Origin of the sequence: Salsipaludibacter albus (genome assembly GCF_019798055.1) — a bacterium.
Taxonomy (GTDB): domain Bacteria; phylum Actinomycetota; class Nitriliruptoria; order Nitriliruptorales; family Nitriliruptoraceae; genus Salsipaludibacter; species Salsipaludibacter albus.
Window position 1 is genome coordinate 62,248 of sequence record NZ_JAHOPH010000011.1, and the last position, 20,732, is coordinate 82,979.

Sequence of the window (20,732 nt, forward strand, 5' to 3'; positions counted from 1 at the left end):
GCGTCGAGGCTCCCACGACTCGTGGAACGACGACCGAGGACCCCAGTCGATGAGCGGTGGACCCGATCCGCGCGACCGCCCACTGCAGGTCACGCACCAGCCGGTCGAGGGCGGACGACTGGCGGTCCTGACGATGGACCGACCCGACGCTCGCAACGCCCTGTCGACGGCGCTGCTGGCGGCGTGGGTCGACGCGGTCGACGAGGCGGAGGGCGATCCCGACGTGGTCGGGGTGATCGCGACCGGGACCGGCGGGGTGTTCTCGGCCGGCGCCGACGTCCGCGAGTCCCTGCCCGACGGGGGCCGTCGCCGGACCGAGCTGCTCACGACCCTGTTCGAGCGGCTGACCCTCACCCCCCTGCCGACCGTGGCCGTGCTGGTCGGTCCCGCCATCGGCGCGGGCGCCGAGCTCGCCGCAGCCTGTGACCTGCGGGTCGCCGAACCCGCCGCATGGGTGCGCTTCCCCGGGGCGATCCACGCGCGGCCGATCGGCACCGCACGGACCCTGGGGCTCGTCGGCCTGGGCACGGCCAAGGACTGGGTCCTGTCGTCGCGTGACGTCGATCGCGACGAACTGGTCGCCACGGGGTTCGTCCAGCGGGCCGTGCCGTCCGGCGAGGGGATGGACGCCGCACTCGCCTGGCTGCGCCAGGTGGTGGGCCGGGACCGCGACACGGTGTCGCTGCTCAAGCGGATGTTCAACGACTCCTCGGGGCTGCGCGACCGGGTCATGTTCGAAAACGATGCCCTGCGGGCCACCGCGGAGTCGGGCCCGCTCCCACCCGGGCTGGACGTCGACCTGCCCCGGACGGTCCGGCCCCGCCGCCGGTAGCGCCTGACCTTCGGGCGCGACGTGAACCGGGTCGAACGGCGGCACAACAGGGGCAAACGTCACGTGTGAGGCCCCGGGGAACCCCTAGGATCGACATGTCCGCCCGCTCGACAACGGAGTCGCCAGTGCCGGATCCCTCGCGTCCAGATCGCAACCTCGCGCTCGAGCTCATCCGGGTCACGGAGGCGGCCGCACTGGCCTCGGCGCGCTGGCAGGGACGGGGCGAGAAGGAGTCCGGCGACCAGGCCGCGGTCGACGCGATGCGCAAGATGCTGTCCAGCGTCGACATGGACGGCACGGTCATCATCGGCGAGGGCGAGAAGGACGAGGCGCCCATGCTGTTCAACGGCGAGCGCGTGGGCACCGGCGAGGCCCCCGAGGTCGACATCGCCGTCGACCCGGTCGACGGCACGCGGCTGCTGGCCGAGGGCCGTCCCGGTGCCATCGCCGTGCTCGCGGCCGCGCCGCGGGGGACGATGTTCGACCCGGGCCCGGCCGTCTACATGCACAAGCTGGTCGTCAACGCCGAGGCGGCGGACGTCGTCGAGCTCGACATGCCGATCCCCGACCTGCTCCAGGCCGTCGCGAAGGCCAGTGGCAAGCGGGTCGGGGACCTGACCGTCATGATGCTCGACCGCGACCGCCACGCCGAATTCAAGCAGCAGGTCCGGGCCGCCGGGGCGCGGCTGAACCTGATCATGGACGGCGACGTCGCCGGTGGGATCTCCGCGGCGTGGGCCTCCCGGCCGTCGGTCGACATCCTCTACGGGATCGGCGGCACCCCGGAGGGGGTCACGACCGCGTGCGGTGTCCGGGCGCTCGGCGGACGCATCCTCGGTCGCGTGTGGGCCCGCAACGACGATCAACGACGGGCCCTGCTCGATGCCGGCTACGACCTCGACCAGGTCCTGGACACCGACGACCTGGTGTCGTCGCCCGACTGCTTCCTGGCCTGCACCGGCATCACCCCCAGCGAACTGCTCGCCGGGGTGACCTTCGACGGCCACGGGGCCGTCACCGAGTCGCTGATGATGCGTGGCCAGTCCGGGACCGTGCGTCGGGTCCGGGCCAGCCATCGCACCGACAAGGTCGCGACGTATGGAGGCTGACGGCCACGCTCCGGCCCCGTCTGCCCGGTCCGACGTTGCCTGCGCGCCTTCCCCCGTCCCGGACCCGACGACGTTCACCGGACGTTCAACTGCGGCCTGTACACCTGTGGTGCCGCACCTGACTGGGTGGGGCGCCTTCCATGCCCTCCGGTCCGGACGCGACGTCGGGCACCGGTAGTCGACTTCGAGGCAGGCCATGACCCCCGAGACCAGCGCCAGGTTCCAGACCACGTCCGAGAGCAAGGTGGCAGATCCCATGCAGGAGACGACCACGACGCCCGCCACCGACGCCACGGCGACGCCGGCGACCGACACCATCCTCGAGGTCGAGGACGTCAACGTGCACTACGGGGACTTCACCGCGGTCCGTGGTGTGTCGATGGCGATCCCGTCGAATCGCATCACGGCCTTCATCGGTCCGTCCGGCTGCGGCAAGTCCACCCTGTTGCGCACGTTCAACCGGATGAACGACCTGATCCCCACGGCGCGTGTCGACGGCTCCATCCGCTACCACGGGGTCGACATCTACGGTCCCAAGGTCGACCCGGTCGAGGTCCGTCGCCGCATCGGGATCGTCTTCCAGAAGCCCAACCCGTTCCCGAAGTCGATCTACGACAACGTCGCCTACGGCCCGCGACTGATGGGCAGGACCAAGGGCCTCGACGACCTCGTGGAGGAGTCGCTGCGCGGCGCGGCGTTGTGGGACGAGGTCAAGGACAACCTCGACGAGTCCGGCCTGGCGCTGTCCGGCGGGCAGCAGCAGCGCCTGTGCATCGCCCGGACGATCGCGACGCGCCCCGACGTCATCCTGATGGACGAGCCGTGCTCGGCCCTGGACCCGATCGCCACGCTGCGCATCGAGGACCTGATGCGCGAGATGCGCGACGACTACACGATCGTCATCGTCACCCACAACATGCAGCAGGCGTCGCGGGTTTCCGACCACACCGCGTTCCTCAGCGTCGACGTCGACGACCAGACGGGGATGCGCACCGGTGAGCTGATCGAGTTCGACGACACCGAGACCATCTTCACCGCTGCCTCCGACGAGCGCACCGAGGCCTACATCACCGGCCGCTTCGGCTGACCGCCTGCCCGGATCGCGGCGTCACCCGCAGGACCAGGAACGACACCGATCAGGCGTTCACCCGGCGTTCACTTGCGAGCAAGCCGACCGCGACCACGGCTTCGTAGTGTCCCCACCAGTCGCCCGGTCCGGGTGGCCGAATGCTTCCGACGCTCTTGCAGGAGACAGGTTCATCATGCGTATCAGGAATCGTGGCCGCGCAGTCGCCGGCCTGGTGCTGTCCTTGGCACTCGTCGTGACCGCGTGTGGCGGTGACGACGGTGGGGACACCTCCGACACCGCCGACGACTCGTCGGCCAGTGGCGAGGCCGCCGAGGGTGGGGGCGGCGGTGGGACCGGCACGATCCCGATCGCCGGCTCCTCGACGGTCTTTCCCATCACTGCCATCGTCGCCGAGGACTTCGCCGCCGAGAACGAGGGCGCCGACGCGACGGTCGAGTCGACCGGGACCGGTGGCGGCTTCGCGGACTTCTTCTGCACCGGGGAGACCGCGGTCAACAACGCCTCCCGGGCCATCGCCGAGGACGAGGTCGAGCTGTGCGCCGAGAACGGCGTGGAGAACATCCTCGAGCTGCAGGTCGCGATCGACGGCATGACCGTCCTGACGTCGCCGCAGAACGACGCGATCGCCGAGTGCCTCAACTTCGCCGAGATGTACGCCCTGGTCGGACCGGAGTCCGGTGAGGTCGCCAGCTGGGCGGACGCCAACGCCATCGTGGGCGAGGTCGGCGAGCACGCGTCCGGCGAGGAGTTCCCCGACGTCCCGTTGACGACCACCGGCCCGGGCACCGAGTCCGGCACCTACGACTCGTTCATCGAGATCGCGCTGGAGGGCATTGCCGAGGAGCAGGGCGTCGAACCGGGCGTGCGTCCCGACTGGCAGGGCCAGAACGACGACAACGTGATCGTGCAGGGCCTCGCCGGCAACCAGTACTCCTTCGGCTGGGTCGGCTACGCCTACTTCCTCGAGGTCCAGGACCAGCTCCGGGCGTTCCAGGTCGCCGACGAGGAGGGCAACTGCGTCGAGCCCAACGACGAGACCATCGCGTCGGGCGAGTACCCGCTGTCGCGTCCGCTGTTCATCTACGTCAACCTCGACAAGCTCGACGAGGACTACGGCAGCGCGCTCGAGGGCTTCGTCGACTACTACATGGGTGACGGTGGCTACCAGGCCGTCGCCGACGCCGGCTACGTGCAGCTGACCGACGACGCCTGGGCCGAGGTCCAGGCCGCCTGGGAGGCGCGCGAGTCCAACATCTGACCACCTCGCCGTCGGCCGGGTCCACGTGGACCCGGCCGACGGACCACCCGGGTCCACGCGCCCGGCAGCCCGTCCCGCCGGGGCGGTACCGACCGACCGGAGGCAACCATGTCCTCGACCGCTCCACCCAGTGACTTCCTGCGCAGCAACCGGCGCAACGCCGGTCGCGAGCGTGCCGTCACGTGGATCCTGCGGACGGCTGGCGTGGTGTCGGTGCTGATCTCGCTGGCGATCGTCTTCAGCCTCCTCGGTCGGGCCGTGAACTTCCTGGCCGGGCTGCCGTCCTTGTCGCTGCTGTGGGACGCGGGCGGCTGGTTCCCGGGCTCGGAGCGCTTCGACCTGCGCACGTTGCTCGTGCCGACGCTCTACGTCGCGGCCATCGCCATGCTCATCGCGGTCCCCCTGGGCGTCGGGTCGGCGATCTACCTGTCCGAGTACGCCAGTCGCCGCGTGCGGCGCGTGCTCAAGCCCATCCTCGAGGTGCTGGCCGGGATCCCGTCGGTGGTGGTGGGCTTCTTCGCCCTGACCTTCATCACCCCCAACATCGTCCAGGCGGTGTTCGACGGCGCCAACATCTTCAACATGGTCTCGGCAGGGATCGCGGTCGGGGTGCTCGCGTCGCCCTACATGGCCTCGATCTCCGAGGACGCCCTGAGCTCCGTTCCCCAGGACCTGCGCGAGGCCTCCTACGGCCTGGGCGCCCGCAAGCGACGCACCATCACCAGTGTCGTGCTCCCGGCCGGCCTGTCCGGCCTGGTCGCCGCCTTCATCCTCACCCTGTCCCGGGTGATCGGCGAGACCATGGTCGTGACGATCGCGGCCGGGGCAGCCGGAGGCACGCCCTTCCAGTCCGACCCGCTCGGTCCCGGCCAGACCCTGACCGCGGCCATCGCGAACCTGGCGCTCGGGTCGGACTCGGTCACGGTCGGCTACCAGTTCGACAGCCTGTACTTCCTCGGGCTGCTCCTGTTCGGCATCACGTTGCTCCTCAACGTGCTCGGTGATCGCATCGTCCGCCGGTATCGGAAGGCCTACTGATGTCCGCCACCACGAGCACCGTCCCGGCCGAGCGCACGGTCGACCTCAGCGGTCGGGCCGGCGGGGACAAGCTGCGCGAGCTGGCGTTCCAGGGCGCGATGCTCCTCGCCCTGCTGCTGGCGTTCGCCTTCCTGGTCGCGCTCCTGTGGAGCATCCTGGTCGACGCGATCCCGTTCCTGTCCGAGCGGGGCCTGAGCTTCGTGACCGACCCGATCTCGTCACGGGCCGAGTCGACCGGACTCGGGCAGGCGATGATCGGCTCCATCCAGATCGGCCTGATCACGATCGTGGTCGCGTTCCCGCTGGGGATCGCGACCGCGATCTACCTCGAGGAGTACGCCGAGAAGAACCTGCTGACACGGGCCGTGGACATCAACATCCGCAACCTCGCCGGGGTGCCCTCGATCGTCTACGGCCTGCTCGGCTTCGCGATCTTCGTCCAGCTCATGGGCTTCCTCGGGGGCAGCTCGGTCCTGGCAGGTGGCCTGACCCTGGCCTTGCTCGTCCTGCCGATCGTCACCATCTCGGCCGCGGAGGCGATCCGGGCGGTCCCGCGGGAGCTCCGCGAGGGCGGCTACGGCCTGGGGGCGACGCGGTGGCAGGTCACCAAGCAGCTGGTCCTGCCCAACGCGGCACCGGGCATCCTGACCGGGATGATCCTCGCGATCGCCCGGGCGATCGGCGAGACGGCGCCGCTGATCGTGGTCGGCGCGGCCACGTTCCTGACCAACGACGTGCGCCTCTTCAGCGGCTGGACCGACCCGTTCTTCACGGCGATCCCGATCGTGGTGTTCAACTGGGCGCGGCTGCCGCAACCGGCGTGGCGCGAGGCGGCAGCGCCGGGCGGGATCCTGATCCTGCTGCTGTTCACCCTGACGCTCAACGCCGCCGCGATCCTGTTGCGCAACCACTTCGAGCGCCGGAAGCAGGGCTGACCGATCCACCGGGCTGACGTGCACATGCGGTCGCTACCGTGGCCGTCGACGGCCGGACGAGCCCCGCGCACCACCGCGTGCGCCACGCCTCGCCACACAGGGAAACGATGATGAGTGACGCCCGTGATGCCGCCCCCCGACGTCCGCAGTCGCTGGACGACGCCGAGTTCCAAGAGACCCGCATCGACTTCCACAACCGCCTCGACGAGCTCGACGACGCCTTCGTCGCCGCCGGCCTCCGGGTCGCCGACGCCGTTCCCCGGATGTCGGAGGGGTTCCTGCTCGGCGACGAGGCGGTCCTGGACCGGGCCGACCAGATGGCGGTCGAGGTGACGATGGCCTGCGAGGACGTCGAGGACGCCGGCTTCGTGTTGCTGGCCCGCGAGGGCCCCGTCGGTGGTGACCTGCGGCGGCTCGTCGCCCTGCTGCGGATGACGGTGGACGTCTCCCGGTCCGCCAGCCTGCTGCGCCACGCCTGCTTCACCCTGAACCAGTTCGACCCACGCTTCCTGGACCAGCCGATCCGTTCCCAGCTCGAGGAGTTGGCGCGGCGGTCGGCCGAGGTCTTCGTGGCGGGCATGGACGCGTGGCGACGCCGGGACGCCCTGGCCGTGCACGACGTCGACGACGCGGACGAGGCGGTCGACGAGTTGCAGAAGGTGCTGCTCCAGCAGGTCGTCGAGGCCGACGACGTCGGGACCGAGTTGCTGGTGCTGGGCCTGCTCGCCCGCTACTACGAGCGCATCGCCGACCACGGGGTCGAGATCGCGCGCGACGCGGCGTTCGTCGCCACGGGCCAGCGTGTGCCGGTCGGCAAGCAGCGCGTGCAGGCGGAGTTCCCCGACGACCGCGCCTCCTGATGCCACGGCTGCTGCTCGTCGAGGACGAGGCGTCGATCGCCGAGGGCCTGACGATCACGCTGGAGGCCGAGGGCTACCAGGTCGACTGGGTCCAGGACGGAACGTCGGCGCTGGGCACGTGGGAACGGGTGCGGCCCGACCTGGTCCTGCTGGACCTGATGCTCCCGGGCATCTCGGGCACCGAGGTGTGCCGGGCGATCCGCAGCAGGTCCGACGTGCCGATCATCATGGTCACGGCCCGCGACGAGGAGGTCGACCGGGTGGTCGGCCTCGAGCTCGGTGCGGACGACTACCTCACCAAGCCCTTCTCCACGCGCGAGCTGGTGGCCCGCATCAAGGCCGTGCTGCGTCGAGCGCCGATCGTGGACATGATGGACGTCGACGCGCCGGCCGAGGCCGCCGGCGTCCGGGTCGACCGGGTGCGCCACGAGGTGCACGTCGACGGTGAGAAGGTCGAGCTGCCACCCAAGGAATTCGACCTGTTGAGCGAACTGGTCGAGAACGCCGGCCGCGTCCTGTCGCGCACCCACCTGATCAACGAGGTCTGGGGCATCGACTACGTCGGCGACACCAAGACGCTGGACGTGCACATCCGCCGTCTGCGGACCCGGATCGAGGAGGATCCACAGGAGCCCACGCGCATCCAGACCGTCCGCGGGGTCGGCTACCGCTTCGCCGACGGATGAGGGCGGGGCCCGCAGTCGCCACCCTCACCACCGCCGTGGTCGCGGTGGCGACGACCGAGGTGTTCGGCTGGCCGGTCGGCGGGGGGGCGAGCATCGTCCTCGCGCTGGTGCTGGCCCAGGTCGTGGTCAGGCGTCGCGACCGCGAGGTCGCCGACCTCGCCCGCCAGGTCCGCTGGTGGCGCACCAGCGAGACGCGAGGTGGCCTGGAGTACGTGGACGACCCGGTGCTGGACGACCTCGTGGCCGCGATCGAGGCGACCGGGCAGTTCTTCGACCAGCGAGTCGCCCAGATGGAGGAAGAGCTGCCGTGGCGACGCGAGCTGGTCCAGGCCTTGCCGACGCCCGCGATCCTGTTCGCCTCGGACGGCTACGTCGCCGCCGCCAACCCGCCGGCCCGTGACCTCCTCGGGATCGCGTCCGACGGTGAGCCGACCACCATGCTCGCCGCGCTGGGCAGCCAGGCCCTGGCCGAGGGCGTGCGACGTGCGGCGGGTCCCGATCCCGTCACGATCGACGCCGAGGTATCCGGTCGGATGGTTCGCGCGGTCGTCACCCGGATCGGACGCCAGCAGCTCGTGCTGGTCACCGACCGGACCCGCGAGCGGCGGGTGGAGAACCTGCGACGCAACTTCGTCGTCAACGCGTCCCACGAGCTCAAGACCCCGGTGACCTCCATCCAGGCCCTCGCCGAGGCACTGCTGGTCACCGTCCAGCGTGAGCCCGACCGGCTGCCGAAGCTGCTGCGTCGACTCGAGGAGGAGTCGACGCGCCTGGTGCGCCTCGTCCACGACCTGCTGGACCTGCGTCGCCTGGAGGAACGTGCCCGGGTCCTGCCCAACGACGTCGACCTGGTCCCGCTCCTGGTCGAGGCGGTCGAGGCCGTGGAGGAATGGGCCGAGGAGCGCCACGTCACGGTGACCGTCGAGCTGCCGCCCAGCCTCGCCGTCCGGGCGGATCCCGAGGACCTCCGGCTCATCGTGCGCAACCTGGTGGACAACGGCATCCAGTACAACCGCGACGGCGGGTCGCTGGACATCACGCTGTCGGCGGTGGGGGGCGAGGCCGTGCTGGTGGTCCGCGACCACGGCATCGGCATCCCGAAGGCCGACCTGCCACGCGTGTTCGAGCGGTTCTACCGCGTGGACGTCGCGCGGTCGCGCCAGACCGGTGGCACGGGCCTGGGACTGTCGCTGGTGCGCAACGCCGTCAGTCGCACCGGTGGCACCATCGACCTCGACTCACTGCTGGGCTCCGGCACGACGTTCACGGTCCGGCTCCCCGCGCTGGAGGTGCCGGTCGACGCGGCGCGGGAGCCCGCGACCGCCAACCGCATGCCGACGGCACCCGACGGGGCGCGGGCCACCGACCCCGCCGAGGCCGGTCCCGCCACCGTCGCGGATCCGTTCACCGAGGACCGGGCCGTCCAACAGGGTGATCCGGTCGACGACGATGCACACGTCGAGGTCGACTGACCTGCCCGCGCCACCGGCCGCTAACGTCCTCGCCCATGACACCTCCCGCCGATGAACCCGATGCACCCGCCGGCACTGCCGACCGTGGCGTGGAGGATGGGTCACCACCGCCGGACGGCGTGGGACCGCTGAGTGGCAAGACCCGGCGTGCGCCGTGGATCCTCGACCGGCTCGCCGTCGAGCATCCCGACGCCCACATCGCGCTGGACTTCACCACGCCGTTCGAGCTGCTGGTCGCGACCATGTTGTCTGCCCAGTCGACCGACGTCATGGTCAACCAGGTCACTCCCGACCTGTTCGCACGCTTCCCCGACGCGACCGCGATGGCCGAGGCCACCCGCGAGGAACTCGAGGAGCTGATCGGACGACTCGGGCTGTTCCGCCAGAAGGCCAAGAACCTGCAGGCCACCGCTCGACAGCTGCTGGTGGAGCACGACGGGGAGGTGCCCACCACGATGGAGGCCCTGACCGCCCTGCCCGGCGTGGCCCGCAAGACCGCCAACGTCGTCATCTCCAACACGGCCGGCGAGGACGCCGCCCACGTCGGCGTGGTGGTCGACACCCACGTCCGGCGGCTCGCGCGCCGGCTGCGGTTCACGCGCCAGGACACCCCGCCCAGGATCGAGACCGACCTGATGCGCCTGTTCCCCGCGGACCGGTGGCTGGACGTCTCCGACCTGCTGATCTTCCACGGCCGGCGCGTCTGCACGGCCCGCAACCGTGACTGCGGGGCCTGTGTCGTCGCCCCCCTGTGCCCCTCCGACGCCACCGAGGGCCGCACTGACAAAGCGCAGCCGTAGCGGTCGACATCCTGCGTCGTTCGCTTGATCCGGCTGCATTGGAGTGTGCTCGCTCCGCTCGCAACTCCAGCCCGCCGCCCCGCTCCGGAGGCTGTCGGACTGGATGTTCTGAGCGCAGCGAAGAACTCCAATCTGACCGGACGAGGTCCTGTCCGCAGCGTCGAGGTGTCGGCGGTCAGACTTTGGCACGGGCGGCGGCGTAGACGAAGCCGACCAGGGCGAAGGCGGTCATGAACTCCAGGCGGCCGAGCCACATCTGCACCAGGTAGACCAGCTTGAGCGGGACCGGGTTCGACCATGCCAGCACGCCGCTGGACAGGCCGACGTTGGCGGTCGCCGAGGTGGACTCGAACAGGGCCTGGTCCAGGGAGAAGTCCGCCAGTACGCCGGCGACCGCGCCGACCAGGAAGGTCAGCAGGTACAGCACGGTCACGGTGACGGCCGAGCGGACGGCATCGTCCTCCAGCACGCGGCGGCTGCGGCCGGTCGTCGACGCCACGACCACGGCGGCGTCCGGCTGCACGGCGCGCCGGACGTCGCGCAGGATCGACGTGGCCGCCGTCCCGACGCGCATCGCCTTGATCCCGCCGGCGGTCGACGACGCCATCCCGCCCAGCGCCATCGCGATCACGATCCCGGCCGGCGCGATCAGCCCCCAGTCGGTCACGTACAGCGTCGACGCGTTGAACGCGAAGCCGGTGCCGGTGTGCGCCGACACCAGCGTCATGACCCCCTTGCGCCACAGGGCCGTCGTGGTGTCGAACGTCCCTGCCCGGACCAGGCCGAACACCACGATGCCCCCGGTGACCAGCGCGGTCACCCCCAGGGAGCGCATCTCGATGTTGTCGACCAGTTGACGGGCCCGTCCACGCCACAACTCCCAGTGCATCCCGAACGACAGCGTGCCGGCCACCATCAACACCAGGACCACGACCTCCATGGACACCGAGTGGTAGTAGGCCATGGACGTCGAGTAGGGGGCGAAGCCTCCCGTGTCGAAGGCGGCCATGAAGATGTTCACCCCGTGGAACAGGGCGCGTCCGGGGCTGAGCCCGGCGACCAGGCCGGTGGCCCACAGGGCGGCGGTGCCCGCCACGAGCCAGGTGGTCGCCACCAGCCAGATGAACTTGCTCGTGGCCACGATGGACGGGACGATCCGGTCGTCGCGTCCCTCGCCCACGTACAGCGTGCTGACCCGCGCACCCGACGAGGCCATGACGGTCAGCACGACCAGCATGATCCCCTGGCCCCCGACGAAGTGGGTGAGGTGGCGCAGGAGGTTCATCGGCACGGACAGGTGGTCGAGGTCCTGGAGCAGCGACAGCCCGGACGTCGTCAGGCCCGACATCGCGTCGAACCAGGCGTCCAGCCAGGACCCGAAGTGGCCCGACAGGTACAGCGGGATCGCCACCATCGCCGAGCCCACCAGCCACGACAGGGCCACGATGACCATGCCGTGGGACCAGTCCAGCGACTTCGTGGTCACCAGTCGGGCGTGCAGGAACGCCCCGAGCCCCGCGGTGGCAGAGATCCCGCACACCAACGCCGTGACGTCGTCCAGCGCGCCCTGCAGCACCGCCACGACCAGCGGCACGGCCATCACCGCGGCGAGGCCGACCAGCACCTTGCCGATGTAGTAGCCGATGATCCGCAGGTCGTCGCGGTCGGGTCGGAACAGCACCTCAGCGTCGCTTCGACAGCCGGCGGCGCGTCCGCAGGCCAGGCACCGACAGGCGGCCGTTGCGATGGCCCCACGCCACCACCGCGAACGCCGCCAGGGTCATCAGGACGGCGACCAGGGCCTGGGGCCGGTTGATCGCCGCCCCGGCGGGCTCGGCGTCACGCACCAGTTCGGCCGAGGAGGCCCGCAGCGTCAGGCCACCCCCGTCGAGCGGGTCCGCCCGGTGGATCCGCCCCACCACCTCGATCACGTCGCCCCGGCGGCTGGCGTTGCCCGGCTCGTCGACGAGGTCCAGGAACTCGGTCGGCAGCCACACGGCCAGGCCCTGGTTGGCGCCGTCGTGCGCGTCGTGCGCCGCCAGGGGTCCCGACTCCAGTGCGTAGGCGTCGTCGTTGACCAGCAGCCAGGCCCCACCGTCGCGGCGCAGCACGTCACCGACGACCTCGCCGACGTAGTCCACCACGACCTGGTCGAAGGCGTCCGGGCAGGCCAGGACCTCCGACGACTGCACCCGGCCCAGCGGGGGTGCTGCTGCCTCCTCCTCCGCCTCCTCCTCGGCGGCGTCGACCGCGTCCGGCAGCGTCCGCTCGCAGGTGATCGCCCGGATCCGTGCGTCGTCGGGCTGGGCGGCACCGATCGCGATGCGCTCGAGGGGCTCGTCGGGTGCCGCCCACCTGGCCCACACGATGCCGGCCGACGCGACCAGCACCACGACCAGGAACAGGGCCAGTTCGACCAGGTGCGATCGCAGCCACGGGCGTGGACGGGGCTTCATGCGGTCCCTCCCGGGGTGCGGGTGGAGGAGGCGTCGGACGTGACGTCCCGCGACAGGGCGACGCGGTCGCCGGGCGAGCCGCTGGACCGCGGCCGGGCGTGGTGGCGTCGGCGACGCGGACCGCGGCCCAGTCGCCGGCCGTCGCGGACCAGGGCGACGAGCGTGCCGACGAAGGCGAACACCGCCAGCCATTCCAGCCGGCCCAGGACCATCAGGGCGGTGGCCAGCAGCCGTGTCGCCGCGGGATCGCTGGGCCGCAGTGCGCCGATGTCGAGGCCGACGTTGCTGATGATCGAGCTGGCCGCGAAGATCGCCTGGGACAGGCCGACCGACGGGTCCGACCACAGCAGGGCGAGTGCGGCGACCGGGATGGCGGCGAGGGTCAGCAGGAGGATCGTGGCGGCCGAGCGCACGTGGGCGTCGGTCAGTCGCTCCCGGCGCCCCTGGTGGGAGAACCACGACGCCTGGACCGTGTTGTCGGGGCTGAGCACGCGCCGGACCTCGCCGACCAGGCCCTTGAGCAGCAGCCCGACCCGCAGCGACTTCGGGCCCGATGCCATCGACCCCGACATGCCGCCGACGACCATGCCGAAGATCAGGGCCGACGTCGCCAGCGCACCGAAGTCGGTGGCCAGCAGTCGCGGGCTCACGGTCGACAGCCCACTGGTGGTCACGCTCGCCACCGCCAGAAAGGCTCCGTGGCGGACCAGGGCCTCGACCTGCGAGAAGGTGCCGGCCTGGGCCAACCCCACGACGGCGCCCCCGACCACCGCCACCAGCGTGGCCACGAACACCCGGGCATCGAGGTCCTTGCGGACCTGGTCCAGTCGCTGGGCGTGCAGGTGCGCCCAGACGGACACGGCCCCACCGAGCATCAGCACGACCAGCACCGCTTCGAGCAGGGCCGAGTGGTAGACGCCAACCGAGGGGGTGAGCGGGGCGAAGCCACCGGTCGTGGCCGCCGATGCGGTGAGCGCCAGGGTGGTCGCCGGCAGCGCGGCGAGCGGCACGCCGGCCAGGGCCAGCGACCCGGCGACCCCCACGATGCCCGCGACCAGGAGCGCGCCGACGACGGTGCGCACCTCGCGCCACAGCATGGTGGGAGCCCGGATGATCCGCTCGCGTCCCCCGTGGCCGGGCTCCATGGTCGACCCCATCATCGCCAGGGACTTGAGCAGCGACAACGCCAGCATCAGGAACCCGACGCCGCCCGCGACCTCCAGCGTCCCGCGGAACACCACCAGTGTGGGCGACAGGTGGTCGAGGTCACTGACCAGGGTCAGCCCGGTGGTGGTCAGGCCCGAGACCGCGTCGAACAACGCGTCGATCCAGGCGGCGTAGTGACCCGACAGCCACAGCGGCACCGACGCGACCAGTGCGACGGCGACCAGCGACGCGACCCCGGCGACGACGCCGCGGGTCCAGGTCAGGCGCCGCGTCCTGGCCTTGACGGTCCGGCCAAGGGCACCGAAGCCGATCCCGAGCGCCGCCCCGCAGGCCAGCGCGCTGGCGCTGTCGACGTCGCCGGTCAGCAGCGCGGCGATGGCCAGGACGCCGGTCACGGCCCCCTGCACGGCCAGGACCCGCCCGATCGTGCGAGCCGTGGCGCGGAGGTCGTCGGCACTCGGTGGCAGCAGCATCGCGCGCTCAGGCCAGCAGGGTGGCGAACCATGCCACCAGCAGCCCGAACAGGCCCACGGCCAGGGCCAGCCCGGTGACCAGCGCCAGTCCCCGGAGCGCGGTGAGCCAGCGCGGCTCGGCCCGGGGACGTCGCAGGTCGGGGCGGTCGGTCATGCCTCGCCCACCAGGATGGACCGGACCAGGTCCTGGTGCTCGGGCGTGGTCAGCGCGAGGATCTCGTCGCCGGGCTCGATGGTCGCCACGCCGTGCGGGATGATCGTCTCGTCACCGCGGAAGATCGCGGCGAGCACCGACTCGTCGGGCAGCCCGAGGTCCTGGATCGACCGGGTCGGCGGCGCCGGCAACACGTCGCCCTCCCTGCCGCGGTCGGGGTCGTGGGTCGTGACCCCGTCCGGCACGGTGATCTCCAGCAGCGCCACGCGTCCGCCACGCAGCGAGGTGAGCCGGACCAGGTCGTGCACCGTGAACTCCGACTCGAGCATCTCGGAGATGAACCGGGTCGACGAGACTGCCTCGATGCCGAGGCGCTCGAAGATCTCGACGTTCTTGGGCGAGTTCACCCGCGAGATCGCCCGGTTGACCCCGAACTCGGCACGTGCGAGCTGGCAGGCGACCAGGTTGTCGTGGTCGGTGTGGGTGGTGGCGACGAACACGTCGGCCCGGTCGACGTGGGCCTGCTCGAGGTAGTGGATGTCGCCGGCGTCGCCCTCGATCAGCAGGACGTCGTGCTCGATCAGCAGCGACTGGCAGCGCTGGGCGTGCTCCTCGATGATCGTGACCTGGTGGCCGCGCGTCACCATGTCACGTGCGATGTGGCGACCGATGCGTCCGCCACCGACGATCACGATGTACACGGGTGTCCTCCTCGGCCGTGGTCCCGGCGACAGGTGCTCAGGTGCGCTCCAGCAGGTGGGTCACGTGGCGCCGTCGGGAGCGGTGCATGGCGGCGGTGACCTGGTCACCTGGCGCCAGCTCGAGCTCGGGTGTCGCCAGCACGACCTCGTCGTCCCGGCTGACCGCCGCGACGCGCACCCGGGCCTGTTCCTCGAACGCCGCCACGGTCAGCCCGTCCGCCTCCGCGCCCAGCCGGAGGTCGACCATCTCGACGTCGCCGAGGTCGAAGGTGATGTGGTGGGGGAAGTCGCTGTCGCGGAACTCGTTGAGGAACAGCTTGGCCAGGATGCCGGTGCCGGAGACGTGGCGCACGCCCAGCTTCCGGTAGGTCGACTCGCGGTCGGGGTTGAAAAGGCGCGCCACGGTGCGCGGCACGCCGTACAGGTGGGTGGCGGTCTGGACCGCCATGAGGTTGGCGTTGTCGGACCGGGTGACGGCCAGCAGCCCGTCGGCCCGGTCCACGCCGGCCTGCTCGAGCACGTCCCGGTCGGTGATGTCGCCCTGGATCGTCTCGCCGTTGAACGACGTCCCGAGCCGGTTGAACGTGTCGCCGTCCAGGTCGACGACCACCAGGTCGGCGTCGGGCTTGGCCGACATCGTCTCGGCGATCTCGGACCCCAGTCGTCCGCAGCCCCCGATGATGATGTGCACCGACGTCCTCCTGCGTGGGCCGCGCGAGCGGGACGGGTCCCGCCTCGCCGGAGCGTAGTGCCGGACGGACCTCCCACCGGGTCGGGGGTCATGTGGGCGTCGATACGCTGGTTTCCATGATGTCGTCCTCCCCACACACGCTCCTGCTGGCCGCCCCACGAGGGTTCTGCGCCGGCGTGGACCGCGCCGTCCTGATCGTCGAGAAGGCGCTCGAGGCCTACGGCGCCCCGGTCTACGTCCGCCACGAGATCGTCCACAACACCCACGTGGTCAACTCCCTGGCCGACCGTGGGGCGGTGTTCGTCGAGGACGAGACCGACGCCCCCGAAGGTTCCGTGATCGTCTTCTCGGCCCACGGGTCCCCCCCGGAGGCCTTCGCCAACGCGGCCGCCCGTGACCAGACGCTGATCGACGCGACCTGCCCGTTGGTCACCAAGGTCCACAACGAGGCCCGTCGCTACGCCACCGCCGGCAAGGACATCGTCCTGATCGGCCACGAGGGCCACCAGGAGGTCCTCGGGACGATGGGCCAGGCGCCCCGCTCGATCTCGCTGGTCGAGACCCCCGAGGACGTCGACGACCTCGACGACGTCGACCCCGAGAAGGTCGCGTACCTGACCCAGACGACGCTGTCGATGGACGACACCGCCGCCGTGGTCGACCGGCTGCGTGAGCGCTTCCCGTTGTTGCAGCAGCCCAAGAAGGGCGACATCTGCTACGCCACGACGAACCGGCAGGACGCCGTGAAGACCCTGGCGCCCCGCTGCGACCTGATCCTGGTCGTGGGCTCCGAGACGTCGTCGAACTCCAAGCGCCTGGTCGAGGTCGCCAACGACCACGACACCCCGGCCCACCTGGTCGACGACGCCTCCCACATCGATCCGTCGTGGCTGGACGGGGTCGGGACCGTCGGCCTGACGTCCGGTGCGAGCGCGCCGGAGGTCCTGGTCGACGAGGTCATCGCCTGGTTCCGCGAGCGTGGGCTGGGCACGGTCGAGACCGTCATGGTCGTGGACGAGGACGTCCACTTCGCCATGCCGGGCAACCTCGCCCGCAAGCTCGCCGAGGTGGACGCCTAGTCCACCGAGCGGTAGGCCTCCCAGGCGTGCCCGAACCGGTCTCGTCACTTCGGACACGACGTCATCCGGGCACGTTGGAGTTCCTCGCTTCGCTCGGAACGTCCAGGCTCGCGCCGTCGGCGGAAGGCTACGGCTGGACGGACGTGTAGGCGTCCCACAACGCCTCGCGGAGCTGGTCGCGCTGCCAACGACGCAGGTCCATGGCCTCGACCAGTTCGTCGGGTCCGGTCGGGTCGGCCGCGATCCCGCCCCACAGCACCCGTCCGGGGCACAGCAGACCGGCCGACATCCCCAGTTCGTCGGCACGCTCCGAGCGGGCGTGGCGCATGGCCGCGTGACGGTCACGGTCGGTCGCGTCGAAGTGGCGTCCCGAGCCCTCCCGCGGCACCGGCTCGGCCCGGCGCCCCTCCTCCTGGGCAGCGAACAGCTCGCTTGCGAGGGCGTCGCTGGGCGCCCCCCGCCGCTTGTTGCGCCGGGCGAGCCCCCTGGCGTCGGATGCAGGGTCGGTCGCCAGGTCGAGCAGGGTCGCGTCGCGCAGGACCCGCTGTGGTGCGAGGTCCTCGCGCTCGGCCAGGGCCTCGCGGCACTCCCACAGGGCACGCAGGACGGCGCGCTGCTCGGGACTGAGCCGCCCGCCACCCTTGGTGTCCTCCCAGTGGCGCACGTTGGACCGTGTCGCGTCGATCATGTGGTCACGTTCCTGGCGGTACCAGTCGAGCCGGTCGCGCTCGGTCAGCATCGCCCGCAGGTCGGTGATCAGCTCGGGGAGGTGGACGACGTCGCCCGCGGCGTAGTCGGCCATGTCCTCGGGCAGCGGGCGACGTTCCCAGTCGGCGCGCTGGAAGCGCTGCTTGTCCGGCGACAGTGAGACCCCCAGCCGCTCGCCGAGCAGGTCGTCCAGGCCCAGTGGGAGCCCGAGCAGTCCGGCGGCGACGGAGGTGTCCTCGAGGGTGTCGAGTTCGATGGCCGCGCCGTCCATCGACGCGATGTCGTTGGTCGCGGCATGGAGCACGACGACCCGCTCGCGGAGGAACTCGCCCAGCAGTGGCACGGCGCCCAGCAGGTGGGTGTCCACCAGCACGGCCCGTTCGGCCACGCCGACCTGGACCAGCGCGGCGGGGTTGTCCCAGCGCGGCTTGGTCGAGCGCTCGACGTCGACCCCGACGATGGCGCCGTCGACCGTGGCCAACTGCGCTGCGAGGTCCTGGGGACGGTCCACGATGACGTACTGGACGGTGTGCTCTCCGTGTGGCAATGATCTTCACGGGGCGCCCCGGACCCACGACCAGCCAAGCCTAACGCCAGTGCCTGTCCTTCGTGCTCCGACAGGAGTCGGGTCGGGTGCCGGGCCGGGATTGACGTCGAGCAAGGTTGAACTTGTATCGTCGCGACGGCTGCCCGGACCCCGGTGCACCGCCGCTCGTCCGCCCGTTGCCCGAGGACCCACCGTGCCGACCCTGCTCGCCGTCCACCCGCACCCCGACGACGAGTCCATCGCCGTCGGGGGCAGCCTGGTCCGCTACGGCCGCGCCGGGACGTCCACCCACGTCGTCACCTGCACCGGTGGCGAGGCGGGTGACAACCTCGCCGGGATCGACCTGGGCGACCGCCCGATGGACGAGGTCCGTCGGGACGAGATGGCCGCGGCGGTCGAGGTGCTCGGACTGGCCTCGCACACGTGGCTGGGCTACCGGGACTCGGGCATGGTCGGGACCCCCGAGAACGACCATCCGGACGCCTTCACCAACGCCGACCTCGACGAGGCCGCGACCCGACTGGCCGAGGTCGTGCGACGCCTCCGGCCCGATGTCGTCGTCAGCGACGACGAGCGTGGCACCTACGGCCATCCCGACCACGTCATGTCCCACCGGGTCACGGGGCGGGCGGTGGAGCTGGCCGCCGATCCCCAGGCCGACGTGGAGGGCACGCCCCACCGGGTCGGCCTGCACGTCGCCCACACGATCTCCCGCGAGGAGGTCCAGCAGATGCATGACGAGCTGCGCTCGCGTGGGCTGGTGTCGCCCTTCGACGACGACCAGGTCGCGTCGTTCGGCACGCCGTCCGAGCAGATCCTGGTCGTGGTCGACGTGCGGGAGGAACTCGCGGCCAAGCAGGAGGCCATGCTGGCGCATCGCAGCCAGATCGCCGAGGACTCGGCCTTCTTCAACATCCCCGACGAGCTGGTCGGCCGGTCCTTCGGCAGCGAGTCCTTCGTGCTGGTGTCCTCGGCGCGTGCACTGGACGACGCCGATCGGTCCGCGCTGGCCACCGACCTGTTCGGGGTGGTGCTGACGCCGGGGGACGGATCGTCGGGATCGGTATCGTGACCGCCATGGACAACCACGATCGTGCCGCGGCCAGTGATGCCGTCGCGCCCGTCCCCGACTCGCGGGCGTTCCGCGCGGTCATGTCGCGGTTCGCCACCGGGGTGACGGTGATGACCGCCATGGACGACCAGGGCGAGGTCACCGGGATGACCGCCAACGCGGTCGCGTCGGTGTCGCTCGAACCCCTGCTGGTCCTGGTCTGCGTCGAGCGCACCACCGACATGGCCCGCCGCGTGCGCTCCGGCGGGCGGTTCGCCCTGTCGATGCTGCCGGCGACGGCCCGCAAGCTGTCGGACCACTTCGCGAATCCCGACCGGTCCCGGGGCTGGGCAGGCTTCACCGGGATCGAGACGATCGAGGCGGTCACCGGCGTGCCGATCCTGGCCGAGGCCCTCGGCTGGCTCGACTGCCGGGTCCATGACCTCCACGAGGGTGGTGACCACTGGATCGTGGTCGGGGAGGTCGTTGCGGCCGCACTGGGCGACGCCGGCCCCGCGTTGGGCTACTTCGACCACGACTACGTCGAGATCCCCACCCCGGGCTGACCGAGGAACGGCCAGCGATGCGCGCGATCGTCCAGGACGGCTACGGGGCCGCCCGTGACGTGTTGTCGCTGCAGGAGGTGCCCGCGCCGCGGGTGGGGCCGGGCGAGGTCCTTGTCGCCGTCCGCGCGACGTCGGTGCACCCGGACGTGTGGCACGTCGTGACCGGACGACCCCACGTCCTGCGCCTGTTCGGCAACGGGCTGGTGCGTCCCCGTCGTCGTGTTCCCGGCACCGACATGGCCGGCGAGGTGGTCGGGGTCGGCGCCGACGTCGACCGGTTCCGGGTCGGTGACCGCGTGTTCGGCGAGGTCCTGCGCGGCAACCAGTGGAACAACGGCGGTGCCTGGGCCGAGTACGTGGCGGTCCGTGCGGACAACCTCGCGCCCCTGCCGCCCGGGGTGGGGTTCATCCCTGCCGCGACGGTGCCGACCGCCGGGCTGATCGTGCTGATGAACCTCCCGGACCGGCCCGCCCTGGGTCCGGGGCGCCGGGTGCTGGTCAACGGCGCGGCCGGCGGGGTCGGTGGGCTGGCCCTGCAGGTGGCCCGGGCCCGTGGTGCCGAGGTCACCGGCGTCGACCTGGGCCCCGACCGGCTCGCCGTCGTCCGGCGACTGGGTGCCGACCACGTGGTCGATGCCGAGCGCGACGACTTCACCACGGGCGAGGAGCGCTACGACCTGGTGTTCGACGTCCCGGGGAACCACCCCTACGACCACGTGCGCCGGGTCCTGACGGACGATGGCGTGTACGTGCTGGTGGGCCATGACGGATACGGCACGGCCGGACGATGGCTCGGCAGCATGCCGCGGGTGTTGCGACTGGTCCTGCGTTCGCGCCGGGACCGCCATCTTCCTCCCGCGGACCTGTCCGCGTCGCCCGACCGGGGCGCCCGGACCGCGGACCTGGCGGCGTTGCTGGTCGACGGCGCGATCACCCCGGTCGTCGACCGCGAGCTGCCGCTGGATCGTGCTGCCGAGGCGCTCGATCTCCTCGCCAGCGGCACGGCCCGCGGCCGGATCGTGCTGGTCCCCTAGGACGGATCCGTCGTGCGGCATCGGC

21 protein-coding genes are annotated in these 20,732 nt (G+C 71.4%); 14 read left to right on the forward strand and 7 right to left on the reverse strand.

The window, feature by feature from the left end; genetic code table 11:
* Positions 1-49: 49 nt before the first annotated feature.
* The 10 genes from KR546_RS08770 (at position 50) to nth (ending at position 10,080) form a co-directional block, all read left to right on the forward strand.
* A complete protein-coding gene (locus KR546_RS08770) occupies positions 50-832 on the forward strand; it encodes an enoyl-CoA hydratase/isomerase family protein (protein ID WP_238444333.1) in 783 nt (260 codons plus the stop codon).
* Between the two features lie 95 nt (positions 833-927).
* Positions 928-1,941, forward strand: coding sequence for a class II fructose-bisphosphatase (gene glpX / locus KR546_RS08775; RefSeq protein ID WP_238444334.1), 1,014 nt, complete (start codon positions 928-930; stop codon positions 1,939-1,941).
* Between the two features lie 256 nt (positions 1,942-2,197).
* Complete coding sequence (gene pstB / locus KR546_RS08780; protein WP_238444385.1) at positions 2,198-3,028, forward strand: phosphate ABC transporter ATP-binding protein PstB; 831 nt, start codon at positions 2,198-2,200, stop codon at positions 3,026-3,028.
* A 175-nt stretch (positions 3,029-3,203) separates the two neighbouring features.
* Entirely contained in the window at positions 3,204-4,289 is a 1,086-nt protein-coding gene (locus KR546_RS08785; RefSeq protein WP_238444335.1) for a substrate-binding domain-containing protein, read from the forward strand.
* A 108-nt stretch (positions 4,290-4,397) separates the two neighbouring features.
* On the forward strand, positions 4,398-5,327 hold the full coding sequence (gene pstC / locus KR546_RS08790) for a phosphate ABC transporter permease subunit PstC (protein ID WP_238444336.1): 930 nt from the start codon (positions 4,398-4,400) through the stop codon (positions 5,325-5,327).
* A complete protein-coding gene (gene pstA, locus KR546_RS08795) occupies positions 5,327-6,262 on the forward strand; it encodes a phosphate ABC transporter permease PstA (protein ID WP_238444337.1) in 936 nt (311 codons plus the stop codon). Before pstC ends, pstA begins: the two co-directional genes overlap by 1 nt.
* A gap of 110 nt (positions 6,263-6,372) precedes the next feature.
* On the forward strand, positions 6,373-7,122 hold the full coding sequence (locus KR546_RS08800) for a phosphate signaling complex PhoU family protein (RefSeq protein WP_238444338.1): 750 nt from the start codon (positions 6,373-6,375) through the stop codon (positions 7,120-7,122).
* Positions 7,122-7,808 carry a response regulator transcription factor gene (locus tag KR546_RS08805; protein WP_238444339.1) on the forward strand — a complete coding sequence of 229 codons (687 nt, stop codon included), beginning with the start codon at positions 7,122-7,124 and terminating at the stop codon, positions 7,806-7,808. Before KR546_RS08800 ends, KR546_RS08805 begins: the two co-directional genes overlap by 1 nt.
* On the forward strand, positions 7,805-9,280 hold the full coding sequence (locus KR546_RS19170) for a sensor histidine kinase (protein WP_274387834.1): 1,476 nt from the start codon (positions 7,805-7,807) through the stop codon (positions 9,278-9,280). Before KR546_RS08805 ends, KR546_RS19170 begins: the two co-directional genes overlap by 4 nt.
* Positions 9,281-9,399: 119 nt before the next feature.
* Positions 9,400-10,080 (forward strand): endonuclease III, encoded by a 681-nt coding sequence (gene nth, locus KR546_RS08825; RefSeq protein WP_238444340.1) that lies wholly within the window; start codon positions 9,400-9,402, stop codon positions 10,078-10,080.
* Positions 10,081-10,255: 175 nt separating this feature from the next.
* On the opposite strand, the gene KR546_RS08830 is transcribed toward nth, so the two are convergent.
* From KR546_RS08830 to KR546_RS19675, 6 genes are read right to left on the reverse strand one after another with little or no spacing between them, the layout of a single operon-like run.
* Positions 10,256-11,761: a TrkH family potassium uptake protein gene (locus KR546_RS08830; protein ID WP_238444341.1), complete on the reverse strand. Its 1,506-nt coding sequence runs from the start codon at positions 11,759-11,761 to the stop codon at positions 10,256-10,258.
* 1 nt (position 11,762) lies between these two features.
* Positions 11,763-12,536, reverse strand: a complete 774-nt coding sequence (locus tag KR546_RS08835) for a hypothetical protein (protein ID WP_238444342.1) — start codon at positions 12,534-12,536, stop codon at positions 11,763-11,765.
* Positions 12,533-14,176, reverse strand: a complete 1,644-nt coding sequence (locus KR546_RS08840; protein WP_238444343.1) for a potassium transporter TrkG — start codon at positions 14,174-14,176, stop codon at positions 12,533-12,535. The genes KR546_RS08835 and KR546_RS08840 overlap by 4 nt, the downstream gene beginning before the upstream one ends.
* A gap of 7 nt (positions 14,177-14,183) precedes the next feature.
* The gene (locus tag KR546_RS08845; RefSeq protein WP_238444344.1) at positions 14,184-14,330 is read right to left on the reverse strand and encodes a hypothetical protein; all 147 of its coding nucleotides are present in this window, start codon (positions 14,328-14,330) and stop codon (positions 14,184-14,186) included.
* Positions 14,327-15,031 carry a potassium channel family protein gene (locus tag KR546_RS08850; protein ID WP_238444345.1) on the reverse strand — a complete coding sequence of 235 codons (705 nt, stop codon included), beginning with the start codon at positions 15,029-15,031 and terminating at the stop codon, positions 14,327-14,329. The genes KR546_RS08845 and KR546_RS08850 overlap by 4 nt, the downstream gene beginning before the upstream one ends.
* 37 nt (positions 15,032-15,068) lie before the next feature.
* A complete protein-coding gene (locus KR546_RS19675) occupies positions 15,069-15,722 on the reverse strand; it encodes a potassium channel family protein (RefSeq protein ID WP_238444346.1) in 654 nt (217 codons plus the stop codon).
* A 116-nt stretch (positions 15,723-15,838) separates the two neighbouring features.
* Between KR546_RS19675 and KR546_RS08860 the strand changes: the two genes are divergently transcribed.
* Positions 15,839-16,801, forward strand: a complete 963-nt coding sequence (locus KR546_RS08860; RefSeq protein WP_238444347.1) for a 4-hydroxy-3-methylbut-2-enyl diphosphate reductase — start codon at positions 15,839-15,841, stop codon at positions 16,799-16,801.
* 127 nt (positions 16,802-16,928) lie between these two features.
* Here KR546_RS08860 and KR546_RS08865 read toward each other — a convergent pair whose 3' ends face one another.
* Positions 16,929-18,020 (reverse strand): HRDC domain-containing protein, encoded by a 1,092-nt coding sequence (locus KR546_RS08865; RefSeq protein WP_238444348.1) that lies wholly within the window; start codon positions 18,018-18,020, stop codon positions 16,929-16,931.
* A 229-nt stretch (positions 18,021-18,249) separates the two neighbouring features.
* On the opposite strand from KR546_RS08865, the gene KR546_RS08870 reads away from it, so the two are divergent.
* Genes KR546_RS08870 through KR546_RS08880 form a run of 3 tightly spaced genes read left to right on the forward strand, consistent with a single transcriptional unit; the run spans position 18,250 to position 20,707 of the window.
* A complete protein-coding gene (locus KR546_RS08870) occupies positions 18,250-19,128 on the forward strand; it encodes a PIG-L family deacetylase (protein WP_238444349.1) in 879 nt (292 codons plus the stop codon).
* A 5-nt stretch (positions 19,129-19,133) separates the two neighbouring features.
* Positions 19,134-19,673 (forward strand): flavin reductase family protein, encoded by a 540-nt coding sequence (locus tag KR546_RS08875; protein WP_238444387.1) that lies wholly within the window; start codon positions 19,134-19,136, stop codon positions 19,671-19,673.
* 17 nt (positions 19,674-19,690) lie between these two features.
* The gene (locus KR546_RS08880; protein WP_238444350.1) at positions 19,691-20,707 is read left to right on the forward strand and encodes an NAD(P)-dependent alcohol dehydrogenase; all 1,017 of its coding nucleotides are present in this window, start codon (positions 19,691-19,693) and stop codon (positions 20,705-20,707) included.
* Positions 20,708-20,732 lie beyond the last annotated feature (25 nt).